At 74.3% G+C, this 13,283-nt stretch carries 14 protein-coding genes and 1 riboswitch; of the genes, 12 read left to right on the top strand and 2 right to left on the bottom strand.

Translation table 11 applies throughout. The features are described from left to right. The first annotated feature begins 5 nt into the window (after positions 1-5). The 4 genes from rpsD to truA all read left to right on the top strand — a co-directional run bounded on the left by rpsD (position 6) and on the right by truA (position 3,252). On the top strand, positions 6-632 hold the full coding sequence (rpsD, locus tag O7600_RS14935; protein WP_091570104.1) for a 30S ribosomal protein S4: 627 nt from the start codon (positions 6-8) through the stop codon (positions 630-632). Positions 633-727: 95 nt separating this feature from the next. Continuing rightward, entirely contained in the window at positions 728-1,750 is a 1,023-nt protein-coding gene (locus O7600_RS14930) for a DNA-directed RNA polymerase subunit alpha (protein WP_007073009.1), read from the top strand. Positions 1,751-1,784: 34 nt separating this feature from the next. Then, positions 1,785-2,345 carry a 50S ribosomal protein L17 gene (rplQ, locus tag O7600_RS14925; protein ID WP_281587837.1) on the top strand — a complete coding sequence of 187 codons (561 nt, stop codon included), beginning with the start codon at positions 1,785-1,787 and terminating at the stop codon, positions 2,343-2,345. A gap of 73 nt (positions 2,346-2,418) precedes the next feature. Next, on the top strand, positions 2,419-3,252 hold the full coding sequence (truA, locus tag O7600_RS14920; RefSeq protein WP_281587835.1) for a tRNA pseudouridine(38-40) synthase TruA: 834 nt from the start codon (positions 2,419-2,421) through the stop codon (positions 3,250-3,252). Between the two features lie 58 nt (positions 3,253-3,310). Here truA and O7600_RS14915 read toward each other — a convergent pair whose 3' ends face one another. Beyond that, the gene (locus tag O7600_RS14915) at positions 3,311-4,459 is read right to left on the bottom strand and encodes a hypothetical protein (RefSeq protein ID WP_281587833.1); all 1,149 of its coding nucleotides are present in this window, start codon (positions 4,457-4,459) and stop codon (positions 3,311-3,313) included. Between the two features lie 126 nt (positions 4,460-4,585). Between O7600_RS14915 and O7600_RS14910 the strand changes: the two genes are divergently transcribed. The 4 genes from O7600_RS14910 to O7600_RS14895 all read left to right on the top strand — a co-directional run bounded on the left by O7600_RS14910 (position 4,586) and on the right by O7600_RS14895 (position 8,902). Next, positions 4,586-5,191 (top strand): methyltransferase, encoded by a 606-nt coding sequence (locus tag O7600_RS14910; RefSeq protein WP_281587831.1) that lies wholly within the window; start codon positions 4,586-4,588, stop codon positions 5,189-5,191. Positions 5,192-5,232: 41 nt separating this feature from the next. Beyond that, on the top strand, positions 5,233-6,912 hold the full coding sequence (locus O7600_RS14905) for an ATP-binding cassette domain-containing protein (protein ID WP_281587829.1): 1,680 nt from the start codon (positions 5,233-5,235) through the stop codon (positions 6,910-6,912). Further along, positions 6,909-7,706: a nucleotidyltransferase domain-containing protein gene (locus tag O7600_RS14900; RefSeq protein WP_281587827.1), complete on the top strand. Its 798-nt coding sequence runs from the start codon at positions 6,909-6,911 to the stop codon at positions 7,704-7,706. Before O7600_RS14905 ends, O7600_RS14900 begins: the two co-directional genes overlap by 4 nt. 233 nt (positions 7,707-7,939) lie before the next feature. Further along, the gene (locus O7600_RS14895) at positions 7,940-8,902 is read left to right on the top strand and encodes an aldo/keto reductase (RefSeq protein ID WP_172967917.1); all 963 of its coding nucleotides are present in this window, start codon (positions 7,940-7,942) and stop codon (positions 8,900-8,902) included. A gap of 523 nt (positions 8,903-9,425) precedes the next feature. Here O7600_RS14895 and O7600_RS14890 read toward each other — a convergent pair. Then, positions 9,426-10,337, bottom strand: a complete 912-nt coding sequence (locus O7600_RS14890; protein ID WP_281587823.1) for a DUF559 domain-containing protein — start codon at positions 10,335-10,337, stop codon at positions 9,426-9,428. Positions 10,338-10,455: 118 nt separating this feature from the next. Further along, a riboswitch (TPP riboswitch) is annotated at positions 10,456-10,567 on the top strand. Between O7600_RS14890 and thiE the strand changes: the two genes are divergently transcribed. The 4 genes from thiE (at position 10,562) to O7600_RS14870 (ending at position 13,282) form a co-directional block, all read left to right on the top strand. Continuing rightward, positions 10,562-11,188 (top strand): thiamine phosphate synthase, encoded by a 627-nt coding sequence (gene thiE, locus O7600_RS14885; RefSeq protein ID WP_281587821.1) that lies wholly within the window; start codon positions 10,562-10,564, stop codon positions 11,186-11,188. (Overlaps the previous riboswitch by 6 nt.) Further along, positions 11,182-12,312, top strand: a complete 1,131-nt coding sequence (gene thiO / locus O7600_RS14880; RefSeq protein ID WP_281587819.1) for a glycine oxidase ThiO — start codon at positions 11,182-11,184, stop codon at positions 12,310-12,312. The genes thiE and thiO overlap by 7 nt, the downstream gene beginning before the upstream one ends. After that, positions 12,303-12,503 carry a sulfur carrier protein ThiS gene (gene thiS / locus O7600_RS14875; RefSeq protein WP_281587817.1) on the top strand — a complete coding sequence of 67 codons (201 nt, stop codon included), beginning with the start codon at positions 12,303-12,305 and terminating at the stop codon, positions 12,501-12,503. The genes thiO and thiS overlap by 10 nt, the downstream gene beginning before the upstream one ends. Continuing rightward, positions 12,500-13,282 carry a thiazole synthase gene (locus O7600_RS14870; protein WP_281587815.1) on the top strand — a complete coding sequence of 261 codons (783 nt, stop codon included), beginning with the start codon at positions 12,500-12,502 and terminating at the stop codon, positions 13,280-13,282. The genes thiS and O7600_RS14870 overlap by 4 nt, the downstream gene beginning before the upstream one ends. The last annotated feature ends 1 nt before the right edge of the window (position 13,283 follow it).

The raw sequence follows: 13,283 nt of genomic DNA, 5'->3' as shown, positions 1-13,283 counted from the left end.
GAGAGATGGCTCGTTACACCGGTGCTGACTGCCGCCGTTGCCGGCGGGAGAAGATGAAGCTGTTCCTCAAGGGCAGCAAGTGCGATGGTCCGAAGTGCCCGTTCGAGTCCCGGCCGTTCCCGCCCGGGCAGCACGGCCGCGGTCGGACCAAGGAGACGGAGTACCTGCTCCAGCTCCGTGAGAAGCAGAAGGCCCGTCGGGTCTACGGCGTGCTCGAGAAGCAGTTCCGCGGCTACTACGAAGAGGCCGTGGGCAAGAAGGCGAAGACCGGTGAGGTCCTCCTTCAGATCCTCGAGTCGCGGCTCGACAACGTGGTCTACCGGGCCGGCTACGCCAAGTCCCGGGACATGGCCCGTCAGCTGGTCAAGCACGGTCACTTCATGGTGAACGGCAAGAAGGTCGACATCCCGTCGTACCGCGTCAAGGAGCACGACATCATCGAGGTCCGGGGCAAGAGCAAGGAGCTCACCCCGTTCATCGTCGCGCAGGCCGAGGCCGGCTCCAAGACCGTTCCGGCGTGGCTCGAGGCCATCCCCAGCCAGATGAAGGTCCTCGTGCACTCGCTCCCGGCCCGTCAGGTGATCGACACCCAGGTCCAGGAGCAGCTGATCGTCGAGCTCTACTCCAAGTAAGGGCTCGTTGCGGTGGCCCGCCCTCCGGGGCGGGCCACCGGAACAGTTGTGTCGTGGGCGTCAAATAGCGGGCGCCCCGGAAGAGAAGAGAAAAGATGCTCATCAGCCAGCGACCGTCTCTCTCCGAAGAGTCGATCAACGAGACCCGCTCCCGGTTCACCATCGAGCCGCTGGAGCCCGGCTTCGGCTACACGCTGGGCAACTCGCTGCGGCGCACGCTGCTGTCGTCCATCCCGGGCGCGGCGGTCACCTCGATCAAGATCGACGGTGTGCTGCACGAGTTCACCACGATCCCCGGGGTCAAGGAGGACGTGGTCGAGCTCGTCATGAACATCAAGGAGCTGTGCGTCAGCTCCGAGCACGACGAGCCGGTCAGCATGTACCTGCGCAAGCAGGGCCCGGGCGACGTGACCGCCGGTGACATCCAGCCCCCGGCCGGTGTCTCGGTGCACAACCCGGACCTGAAGCTCGCCACCCTCAACGGCAAGGGCCGGCTCGACATGGAGCTGACCGTCGAGCGGGGTCGGGGCTACGTCACCGCGGCGCAGAACAAGCAGGCGGGCGCCGAGATCGGCCGGATCCCGGTCGACTCGATCTACTCGCCGGTGCTCAAGGTGACGTACCGCGTCGAGGCGACCCGGGTCGAGCAGCGGACCGACTTCGACCGGCTGATCATCGACGTCGAGACCAAGCCGTCGATGGGCCCGCGCACCGCGCTGGCCTCGGCCGGCTCGACGCTGGTGGAGCTGTTCGGGCTCGCCCGCGAGCTGGACGAGACCGCCGAGGGCATCGACATCGGGCCGTCCCCGCAGGACGCCCAGCTGGCGGCGGACCTGGCTCTGCCGATCGAGGAGCTGGACCTCACCGTCCGCTCCTACAACTGCCTCAAGCGCGAGGGCATCAACTCCGTTGGTGAGCTGATCGGGCGTACCGAGGCCGACCTTCTCGACATCCGCAACTTCGGTCAGAAGTCGATCGACGAGGTCAAGATGAAGCTCGCCGGGATGGGCCTGGGGCTGAAGGACTCGGCTCCGAACTTCGACCCGGCGCACGTCGTGGACGCCTTCGGCGAGGCCGACTACGACACCGACGACTACCGCGAGACCGAGCAGCTCTAGTCCGCGCTGCCGCCACACCTGAGGAGCACCAAGCATGCCCACGCCCACCAAGGGCCCCCGCCTCGGCGGCAGCCCCGCGCACGAGCGGCTGATGCTGGCCAACCTGGCCACCGCGCTGTTCCAGCACGGCAAGATCCAGACCACCGAGACGAAGGCCCGGCGGCTGCGTCCGCTGGCCGAGCAGCTCATCACCAAGGCCAAGCGCGGCGACCTCGCCTCGCGTCGGCGGGTGCTGGGCGTCGTCAAGGACAAGGACGTGGTCTACTCCCTGTTCGACCAGATCGCGCCCCGGTACGCCAACCGCAACGGTGGCTACACCCGGATCGTGAAGACCGGCCCGCGCAAGGGTGACGCCGCTCCGATGGCGATCATCGAGCTGGTGGAGGAGCTTCAGGTCGCCGAGCCGAAGGCGAACAAGAAGACCGCCGCCCGCAAGGCCGCCCAGCAGGACAAGGTCGAGGCCCTGGCCCCGGCCGAGGAGGCCCCGCGCTCCACCGCTGGTGACCAGGACGCCGAGGCGCCGGTCTCCGCGTCGGGCGACACCGCCGCCGCCCGTGAGGACAGCGACGAGGCCACCGAGAACGACAAGGCCTGATCGCAGGCAGCATCGTCGGGCCCGGCACCCCCTCGCGGGGTGCCGGGCCCGACGCCGTCAACGGAGGTACGAGGTGAGCGAGCGGACCCGGCTGCGGCTGGACGTCTCGTACGACGGCACGGACTTCTCCGGCTGGGCGCCCCAGCCCACCCGGCGCACGGTGGCCGGGGTGCTCATGGAGGCCCTGGACCTGGTGCTCGGCCCGGGCACCGCGACCGGCCTGACCGTGGCCGGGCGCACCGACGCCGGGGTGCACGCCACCGGTCAGGTCTGCCACCTGGACCTGCCCACCGAGGTGTGGCGCGAGCACGACGGGCGGCTGCTGCGCCGGTTGGCCCGCCTCCTGCCGCCGGACGCCCGGGTCCGCGCGATGACCGAGGTCCCGGCCGACTTCGACGCCCGGTTCTCGGCCACCTACCGGCGCTACGAGTACCGGGTCACCGACGCGCCCTGGGGTGCCGAGCCGCTGCGCCGCCGGGACACCCTGGCCTGGCCGAAGCCGCTGGACCTGACCGCGCTCAACGCCGCCGCGACCGGGCTGGTCGGCGAGCACGACTTCGCCGCGTACTGCCGGCGCAAGGAGAACGCCACCACGCTGCGCGAGGTGACCCGGCTGGACTGGCGGCGCGACCCGGACGGGATCCTGGTCGCCACCGTGCAGGCCGACGCGTTCTGCCAGAACATGGTGCGCAGCCTGGTCGGCGCCATGCTGGTCGCCGGGGACGGGCGACGGCCGGTCGAGTGGCCGGCCGGCCTGCTGAGTCGCCGGGAGCGGTCCAGCGAGGTGACCGTGGCGCCGGCGCACGGCCTGGCCCTGGTCGAGGTCGGCTACCCGACCGACCCCGCCGAGTACGCCCGCCGCGCCGACCTCACCCGCCGGCTGCGCGTGCCGGTCGCCGAGGGCTGAGCGGACCGGGAACGGCCCGCCACCCTGCGCGGGGTGACGGGCCGTCGGCGGGCCGCGTTCAGTCGTCCGAGCCGCGTTGTCCGGCGCTGTCCTCGGTCGGACCGTCGGTGGGCTGGCCGGCCGTCCCGCCGGCGGCCCGGCGGTCCAGCACGCTCCGGTTCAGGTGCAGCTCGATCAGGTCGTACATGATCTCGCGGGCGGTGGCGTCGTCGGTCGGGATGCGCTCCCCGTCGGCGCGGGTGACGAGGCAGTAGGCGACGTAGTGGCCGCGTACCTGCCAGCCGACCCGCGCGGCGGCCTTCTCCACCGCCTCGGTGTCGTCGCCCGCCTTCATGCCGCGGAAGCGGCCCTGCCGGTCGTCCAGCAGCGGCCGGATCCGGTCGCGTACCCGTTGCGCGCTGGCCACGTCGGTAAGGTTGAACAGGCCGGCGGTGATCAGGTGGTCGCCGTCGGAGGAGCGGAGCGTGCCCCGGACCACCTGGTTGCAGCCGAGCCGGACCAGCAGGTCGGCGATCTCGCCGGTGGCGGCGGACGCGCAGTTGGCGCTCGCCTGGGTCTTGAGCACCCGGTAGGCCGGCTTGCCGTCCGTGACCACCAGGCTCTTGGTCGGGAAGACCTCCTTGGCGGTCAGCGCCGCCTGGTCGGTGTCCCGCGAGTCGAGGTCGGACCCGGCCGGCGCGGTGGTCTGCTCGACCGTCGGCTGCGGCGTCGGCTGGCCGGACGGTGGGGTGGTGGCCCGCTCGTCGAGCAGCGCCGCGACGGCCAGCCCGGTCAGCGAGAGCAGGAGCAGCACGGCGGCGCCGCCGATCAGCGTCTGCCACACCCGGCCCCCGCGCCGGCGGTCGGTGTGCCGGGTCCGCGAAGGTTCCCACGCGTCGCCGGTACGCGCGGCGGGGCTGGCCGGGATCGGCACGGTCGGCCGGGCGGTCGCGGCCGGCACGGGCTGCGGGACCGGCGGCGCGGGCTGTGGCACCGGGGACGGCTCCCGGGGCGGCGCGGGGCGGCCCGGCGTCGGCGCCGGCGGCGCGGGCGCGGGCGCGCGGGCGGCGTCGCCGGCCGGCCGGGCCGGTGGCAGCGACGGGGTGGGGAAGCGGGAGGGCGACGGGCCCGCGGGCGGCGGCGTCGCGGCTCCGGGCCCGGTGGGGGCCGACCCGGGCTTCGGGTACTCCAGGAGGGCGTCCTCGTCGGACTCGTACCGGTACACCATGTGGGATAGAGTAGGGCCGATTATCCCTTTCAGGGGTAATATCGGGAAATTCTGGCGGAGTGGCGTCCGATGCTCCCCGCCGCACCGTCGCCAGGCCCGCTGCCGGCCGGTGCGACAATGCCGGACGTGACCGGCGACCACTACTTCACCGCTGAACCGACGACCCCGGCCCGCCCGCGCGAGGTCGAGTTCAACGTCGCCGGACGCGACTTCACCCTCACCTCGGCCGGCGGCGTCTTCTCCGCCGACCGGCTCGACCCGGGCACCGCGGTACTGCTGCGCAAGGCGGAACTGCCCGCCACCGGCGAGACCGGTCCGCTGCTCGACATCGGCTGCGGGTTCGGCCCGATCACCTGCGTCCTGGCCACCGTCTCGCCCTCCGCTGAGGTCTGGGCGGTGGACGTCAACGAGCGCGCCCGTGCCCTCACCGCCGCCAACGCGGCCCGGGTCGACGCCGCCGACCGGGTCCGGGCCGTCGCCCCGGACGAGATGCCGGCGGACGTCACCTTCACCCAGATCTGGTCCAACCCGCCGATCCACATCGGCAAGGCGGAACTGCACGACCTGCTGCTGCGCTGGCTGCCCCGGCTCACCCCGGACGGCGTGGCCTGGCTGGTCGTCGCCCGCCACCTCGGCGGCGACTCGCTGCACCGCTGGCTGGTCGAACAGGGATGGCAGGTCGACCGGCACGCCAGCCAGAAGGGCTACCGGGTGCTCCGGGTCACCCGGTAATCGGGTGTCGCCCGCGTGGCCCGCTCGGGCAGGATGCCCGCGTGGGATACGTGGACGTGGCAGGGGTCGGGCACATCCTCCCGGACGGCCGGGAGCTGTTCTGCGACGTGTCGTTCCGGGTCGGTGAGGGCGCCAAGGTGGCGCTCGTCGGGCCCAACGGCGCCGGCAAGACGACGCTGCTGCGGATGGTCGCCGGTGACCTGCCGGTGCCGACCGGCGTGATCGCCCGCAGTGGCGGGCTCGGCGTGATGCGGCAGTTCATCGGCATGATCGGCGACGAGTCGACGCTCGCCGACCTGGCCCTGTCGCTGGCGCCGCCGGCGCTGCGCGACGCCGGGCGGCGGCTCGCCGAGACCGAGGCGGCCATGCGGTCGGCCGAGGTCCGCGGCAAGTACAGCTCCGCCGCCGCCAAGACCCAGCTCGCGTACGCCGACGCGCTCGCCGCCTGGGGCGAGACCGGCGGGTACGACGCCGAGGTGCTCTTCGACACCGTCGCCACCGTCGTGCTGGACCTGCCCTGGGACAGCGCCCGGGAGCGGCCGGTGCGGACGCTCTCCGGCGGCCAGCAGAAGCGCTTCGCGCTGGAGCTGCTGCTGCGCGGCCCGGACGAGGTGCTGCTGCTCGACGAGCCGGACAACTTCCTCGACGTGCCCGGCAAACGCTGGCTGGAGGCGCGGCTGCGCGAGTCCGGCAAGTCGGTGCTCTACGTCTCGCACGACCGTGAGCTGCTGGCCCAGACCGCCGACCGGGTGGTCGCGGTGGAGGGCGGCAGCGCCTGGGTGCACCCGGGCGGCTTCGCGAGCTGGCACTCCGCGCGGGTGGCCCGCCACGACCGCCTCGACGAGCTGCGCAAACGCTGGGACGAGGAGCACGAGAAGCTGCGCGAGCTGATGCTGATGTACAAGCAGAAGGCCGCGTACAACTCGGGAATGGCCTCCCGGTACCAGGCCGCGCAGACCCGGTTGCGCAAGTTCGAGGAGGCCGGGCCGCCGCCCGTACCCCCGAAGGACCAGGACATCCGGATGCGGCTGACCGGCGGGCGGACCGGCAAGCGGGCGGTGATCGCCGAGCAGCTGGAGCTGGACGGCCTGACGTACCCGTTCGACCTGGAACTCTGGTACGGCGACCGGGTCGCCGTGCTCGGCGCGAACGGCACCGGCAAGTCGCACTTCCTGCGGCTGCTGGCCCGCGGCGGCACCGACCCGGACCCGGGCAACACGCCTGTCGACGGCGCCGCCGCCCTCGCGCCGGTCGCGCACGGCGGCGTGGTCCGGCTCGGCGGGCGGGTCCGGCCGGGTCACTTCTCGCAGACCCACGACCGGCCCGAGCTGATGGAGAAGACGCTCGTCGAGGTGCTGTGGCGGGGCGACGAGCACCGGGCCGGGATGGACCGGCACGCCGCCATGGGGGCGCTGTCCCGCTACGAGCTGGCCGGTCAGGGCGACCAGCGGTTCGGCACGCTCTCCGGCGGTCAGCAGGCCCGGTTCCTGGTGCTGCTGCTGGAGTTGTCCGGGGCCACGCTGCTGCTGCTCGACGAGCCCACCGACAACCTCGACCTCGCCTCCGCCGAGGCCTTGGAGGCCGGGCTGACCGCGTTCGAGGGGACGGTGATCGCGGTGACCCACGACCGCTGGTTCACCCGTACCTTCGACCGGTTCGTGCTGTTCCGCGGCGACGGCGACGTGGTGGAGACGCCGGAACCGGTCTGGGACGTCGGATGATCGACCAGGGGCTGGTCGACCGGCTGTGCGCGGTCGACGGCGTGGTCGCGGTGGCACTCGGCGGCAGCCGGGCCCGCGGCGACCACCGGCCCGACTCCGACTGGGACCTCGGGCTCTACTACCGGGGCGAGCCGGACCTGGCCGGGCTGCGCGCGGTGGCCGCCTCGGTCGCCGACGGCCCGGTGGACCTCACCGCACCCGGTGACTGGGGGCCCTGGGTCGACGGCGGCGGCTGGCTGCGCGTCGGCGGGGCGGCGGTGGACTGGATCTACCGGGATCTGGACCGCGTGCGGCGGATCTGGGCGGACTGCCGGGCCGGCCACTACACGGTGCAGGTGCAGGCCGGTCATCCGCTCGGCTTCTACTCGCACGCGTACGCGGGGGAGGTGGCGCTCGGGCGGGTGCTCGGCGACCCGACCGGTGAGCTGACCGCGTTGCGCGCCGAGACCGTCGACTACCCGCCCGCGCTGGGCGCCGCGCTGGTGGCCGGCGGCTGGGAGACCGGGCTGCTGCTCGACGGCGCGGCGAAGGGGGCGGCCGGGGGCGATGCCGGCTACGTCGGCGGGTGCCTGTTCCGCGTCGTCGGGGTGCTGGCGCACGCGCTGCACGGCCGGGCGGGGCGGTGGCTGGTCAACGAGAAGGGCATGATCACCTCGGCCGGCCGGTTGCCGGACGCGCCGCCGGTCTTCGCCGACCGGGCGCACGCGCTGCTGGGCGCGGTGGGGCGTACCCCTGCCGAACTGGCGGCGACGGTCGGTGCCGCCCGGGCGTTGGCCGACGACGTGCTGGGCTGAGCGGTCAGCGGCGGTCGTGCGGCGCGGCGCGTGGGCGGGCGGACATTCGGTGCTGGTCGCGCGGCGCGGCCTGTCGTGACGCGTGGGCGGGCGGATGTCGGGTGATCGCGGCGCGGCGTGGCGTGGCGCGGAGGCGTCCGCCGGACGCCTATGGAGCTGATGTCGCGGACGACTCACCTCGGCGGTGGCCCGGCCCGCCGCTCGCCGGGTGGCGGCACGGGCGCGGGCATAGGGTGGATCTCGTGAGTGAGATGACCTACCGCCGGCTGGGCGACTCCGGACTCGTGGTGTCCGTGGTCGGCATCGGCTGCAACAACTTCGGCCGCAAACTCGACAGCGACGGCACCCGGGCGGTGGTGGACGCCGCGCTCGACGCCGGGATCACCTTCTTCGACACCGCCGACATCTACGGCGAGCCGCAGGGCGGCTCCGAGGAGCTGCTCGGGCAGGCGCTCAAGGGCCGCCGCGACGACGTGGTGGTCGCCACCAAGTTCGGCATGGACATGCACGGCGCGAACGGGCCGGATCACGGCGCCCGGGGCGCCCGCCGCTACATCGCCCGTGCGGTCGAGGCGTCGCTGCGCCGGCTCGGCACCGACCACATCGACCTCTACCAGATGCACGAGCCGGACCCGGGCACGCCGATCGACGAGACGCTCGCCGCGCTGGACGACCTGGTGACCGCCGGCAAGGTGCGCTACCTCGGCAACTCCAACTTCGCCGGGTGGCAGATCGCCGACGCCGACTGGACCGCGTCGTCGCAGGGGCGTACCCGGTTCATCTCCGCGCAGAACCACTACTCGCTGCTGGAACGCGGGGTGGAGGACGAGGTGATCCCCGCCTGCGAGCGATTCGGGCTCGGCATGCTGCCGTTCTTCCCGCTCGCCAACGGGCTGCTCACCGGCAAGTACAAGCGGGACGAGGCGCCCCCGGCGGGCAGCCGGCTGGCCGGCGGCGGCCGGTACGCCGAGCGGCTGGCCGCCGCGCGCTGGGACACCATCGAGGCGATCGAGGCGTACGCGGCGGAGCGCGGGATCAGCATGCTCCAGGTGGCCATCGGCGGGCTGGCCGCCCGGCCCGCGGTGACGTCGGTGATCGCCGGCGCCACCACGCCCGAGCAGGTACGCGCCAACGCCGAGGCGGGCACATGGCAGCCCTCCGACGAGGACCTGGACGCCCTCGACGCCCTCCTCTGACGGATTCCCGCCGGCGTGGCCGCCTCCGCGGTCCGCTGGCGTGGTGGCCTGCGCCGCGGCCACCCTCGGCGCGCCACCCTTCCTCTGGCGATCCACCGGCGAGTTCCGCCCGGCTAGACACCCATGGTGTCCCACTCAGCGCCAGCGCTCACCGTGAGTGGAACGTCATGGGTGTCAAACGAGCGCTGAGGCACCCATGGTGTTCCACCCACGGCCGGTCCTGGCGGCGGGTGGAACGTCATGGGTGCCTGCGGGCGGGGCTGACGTCCGTGGCGTCTCAGGACCGAGGAGCGCTACGACCGCCCGGACGGCGTCGACCTGGCCCGCCTACTGCGGGGCGGGGCCGACGGGCGGGGCGGGCCGAGGGGCGGGGCGGCACGTCGGGCGGGGCGTCGGGCTGGGACGAGGAGCGGGGCGGCACGCCGGGCGTCGGGCCGGGCCGAGGGGCGGGGCGTCGGGCGTGGCGTTCGGGCGGGGTGTTCGGGTGTGGGCGCTTGAGGGCGCGGCGCGTGGGGATACCGGGTCAGTGCGGCGGTGCGGTGGTGAGGCGTTCGGCGAGGGCCTGGCGGACCAGGGCGACGGTGGCGTCCGGACGGCGCAACACGTCGTCGGCGGTGAACCGGAGCACCACCCAACCGGCCGCGCGGAGCGCGTTCAGGCGCGCCACGTCGCGGCGGAAGTGAGCCCGCTCGCGGTGGTGGTCGCCGTCGTACTCGATCGCGAGGCGGAGCGCCGGCCAGGCCAGGTCGACCCGGGCCACGAAGCGCCCGCCCGCGCGTACCTCGTGCTGGGCGACGAGCGGGCCGAGGCCGGCGTCGAGGAGGAGCAGCCGCAGGCGGGTCTCCATCGGGGACTCGCTCGACGGCTCGGCCAGCGCCAGCACCTCGCGCAGCAGCGGAGCGCCCGGCCAGCCCGGTCGGTCGGCGGCGTAGGCGCGCAGGGCGGGCAGCGTCACCACCCGGCGGCGGAGCAGCGCGTCGACGGCGACCAGCGCGTCGGCGCGTGACCCCTGCCGACCCAGGTCGAACGCGGTGCGCAGCGTGGTGGTGACGGGGAGCCCGCCGAACCGGGTCCGATCCCGGTCGGGCAACGGGGACCGGGCGACCGACAGACGCGGGTGCGGGCGCACCCGGGCGGGACGCGGCAACAGCACCGTCACCGGCGCATCCCGGCCGAGCAGGTCCACCCCGAACAGCCAGGCGGCGCTGCGTCCCGCCAGCGCGGCACCCGGCGGCAGGCGCAACGCCACCGCCTCGCACCACATCCGATGGTCGTCGGCGCGGTGTCCGTCCCGGTGCACGTACACGTCAGGCAGTAGGCGGATCCATGTCGGCCCGCGCAACATCGTCCAGGTCAGCAGCCCTTCGGAGACGGCAAGGCCGCCCCGGAACGGCAGGATCGTCAGGCGGCGCGGGACCCGGACGGGAACGGACATCCCGGCAGCGTGTCGTGACGAGACGGTCACCCGTGGTCCCGGTACGGCATGTGGACGGTTCCTGGGAAAAACGTCACCCGGTCTTCCGTCCGACGGGGAGGCGTCGTACGGTAGGCCGCAAGTGACCCACGGGAGCCCGGTGTGGACCGGGCTGAGAGGGGGGCTGGGAGCCCCCGACCGTCGAACCTGATCCGGGTAATGCCGGCGCAGGGAGGAGCGTTGCCGTGCCGTCCCTGGGACGACTGCATCTCATCACCGACACCCGGCCGGGGCGTGACCCGCTCGCCGTGCTGCGCGCCGCCCTGCCGGTGGCCCGCGCCGACCTCGTCGTGCAGGTCCGGGTGGAGGACGACGCCACCGACCGGGAGGCGTACGAGCTGGCCCGCCTGGTGGTCGACGCCTGTCGACCGTACGGGGCCCGGTGCCTGGTCAACGACCGGCTGCACGTGGCGGTGGCGGTGGCCGCTGCCGGGGGCCACGTCGGGGCGGACGACCTGCCGGTGGCCGCCGCGCGCCGGGTGCTCGGCCCGGACGCCGTGCTCGGCGCCACCGCCCGTGAGCCGGACGGCGCCCGAGCGGCCGTCACCGCCGGCGCGAGCTACCTGGGCGTCGGCCCGTGCCACGCCACCACCACCAAGTCCGGCCTGCCCACGCCGATCGGCCCGGCGGGGGTACGCGCCGTCGCCGAGGCGGTGGACGTGCCGGTGATCGCCATCGGCGGGGTGACCGCCGCCACCGTGCCGGCGCTGCGGGCCGCCGGGGCGTACGGGGTGGCGGTGGTGGGGGCGGTCAGCGGGGCGGCCGACCCGGCCCGGGCCACCGCCGAGCTGCTCGGTGCGCTGACGTGTTAAGCAGGGACCCTTCCTCTACCGGAGGCGTTAAGAGGGGGCCCTTCCTTACCGACGTGGCGGTGGTGGGTGGCGGGCCGATCGGGTGGGCGATCGCGTGGCGGTGCGCCCAGCGCGGGCTGCGCGTGATGGTGCACGACGACCGGCCCGGGTCGGGTGCCTCCTCGGTGGCCGCCGGGATGCTCTCGCCGGTCGCCGAGGCGTACTTCGGGGAGCACGAGCTGACCGGGCTGCTGGTGGCGTCCGCCGCCCGCTGGCCCGCGTTCGCCGCCGAGCTGTCCGCGGCGAGCGACGTCGACCTCGGGTATCGCACCGAGGGCACGCTCGTCGTCGGGCTCACCGCCGACGACCTGGCCGAGGCGCGGCGGCTGTGGTCGTACCAACAGGGTCTGGCACTGCCGATCACGCCGCTGCGCCCCACAGACCTGCGCGACCGCGAGCCGGCGCTGGCCACCCGGGTGCGCGGCGGCGCTGTGGCGCCCGGCGACCACCAGGTCGACCCGCGCCGGCTGGTCACCGCGTTGCGCGCGGCGGCCGAGCGGGCCGGCGTCGTGCTGCGGCCGGTGCGGGTCGGCGCGCTGTCCGAGGTGGACGCCCGGTTCACCGTGGTCGCGGCGGGCTGCGGCGCGGCGGCGCTGACCGGCCTGCCGGTCCGGCCGGTCAAGGGCCAGGTGCTGCGACTCCGCGCGCCCGCCGCCGGCCCGCCGGGCTTCCGGCACGTGATCCGGGGGTACGCCGACGGCGAGGCGGTCTACCTGGTGCCCCGGGACAGCGGCGAGGTGGTGGTCGGCGCGACCGTCGAGGAGCGCGCGGACACCGAGGTCACCGCCGGAGGCGTGCTGACGCTGCTGCGCGCCGCCGCCGAGCTGGTGCCGGAACTCGTCGAGTACGAGCTGGTGGAGGCTGTCGCCGGGCTGCGCCCCGGTACGCCCGACAACGCACCGATCGTCGGGCCACTGCCCGGGCGGCCGGGCGTGCTCGCCGCCACCGGCCACCACCGGCACGGCATCGTGCTCACCCCGGTCACCGCCGACCTGGTCACCGAGCTGATCGTCACCGGCGAGCCGGATCCCGCGCTCGCCCCCTTCACCCCCGACCGCTTCGGGAAGGAGCGCACGTGGAACTGATCGTCAACGGCACCGGCCGGACGCTGCCCGAGGGTGTCACCGTCGCCGAGGTGGTCCGCACCGTCACCGACCGGGAGCGCGGGCTCGCGGTGGCGGTGAACGGCGAGGTGGTGCCGCGCGGCGGCTGGCCGGAGAGCGTGCTGCGCGAGGGCGACCGGGTCGAGGTCCTCAGCGCCACCCAGGGCGGGTGAACGGCATGTCCAGGTTGGAGATCGGCGGGGTCGGGTTCGGCTCCCGGCTCGTCCTCGGCACCGGCGGCGCGGCCAACCTGCATGTGCTGGAGCAGGCGATCCGCGCCTCCGGCACCGAGCTGGTGACACTGGCGCTGCGTCGGGTGGACATCACGCCCGGCGGGTCGGGCGGCCTGTTGGACCTGGTGGAGCGGTGCGGCGTACGGCTGCTGCCCAACACGGCCGGCTGCCGGACCGCCGTCGAGGCGGTGAAGACAGCGCACCTGGCCCGGGAGGCGTTCGACACCGACTGGGTGAAGCTGGAGGTGATCGGCGACGAGCGCACGCTGCTGCCCGACGGGGTGGAGCTGCTGCGCGCCGCCGAGGAACTGGTCGCGGACGGGTTCACCGTGCTGCCGTACACCTCGGATGATCCGGTGCTGGCCCGGCGGCTGGCCGACGTGGGCTGCGCGGCGGTGATGCCGGCCGGGTCGCCGATCGGCTCCGGTCTGGGCATCGGCAACCCGCACCACATCCGGCTGATCCGGCAGGCCGTCGCCGTCCCGGTGGTGCTCGACGCGGGTATCGGCACCGCCTCCGACGCCGCGCTCGCGATGGAGCTGGGCTGCGACGCGGTGCTGCTGGCCAGCGCCGTGACCCGGGCCGCCGACCCGGTGGCGATGGCCACGGCGATGCGGTACGCGGTCGAGGCCGGCCGCCTGGCGTACGGCGCGGGCCGCATCGCCCGCCGCTTCCACGCCCAGGCGTCCACTCCGGACGAGGGGCGGCCCGACCTGTGAC

Origin of the sequence: Micromonospora sp. WMMA1998 (assembly GCF_027497375.1) — a bacterium.
Classification (GTDB): domain Bacteria; phylum Actinomycetota; class Actinomycetes; order Mycobacteriales; family Micromonosporaceae; genus Micromonospora; species Micromonospora sediminicola.
Note: the sequence above shows the minus strand (reverse complement) of the source record. Positions and strands in the feature narration are given on the sequence as shown.

Coding starts and splice junctions, on each gene's coding strand:
- O7600_RS14915 (WP_281587833.1), bottom strand. CDS start 4,459: ATGGTGTACCGGTACGAGTCCGACGAGGACGCCCTCCTGGAGTACCCG.
- O7600_RS14930 (WP_007073009.1), top strand. CDS start 728: ATGCTCATCAGCCAGCGACCGTCTCTCTCCGAAGAGTCGATCAACGAG.
- O7600_RS14900 (WP_281587827.1), top strand. CDS start 6,909: ATGATCGACCAGGGGCTGGTCGACCGGCTGTGCGCGGTCGACGGCGTG.
- rplQ (WP_281587837.1), top strand. CDS start 1,785: ATGCCCACGCCCACCAAGGGCCCCCGCCTCGGCGGCAGCCCCGCGCAC.
- O7600_RS14890 (WP_281587823.1), bottom strand. CDS start 10,337: ATGTCCGTTCCCGTCCGGGTCCCGCGCCGCCTGACGATCCTGCCGTTC.
- rpsD (WP_091570104.1), top strand. CDS start 6: ATGGCTCGTTACACCGGTGCTGACTGCCGCCGTTGCCGGCGGGAGAAG.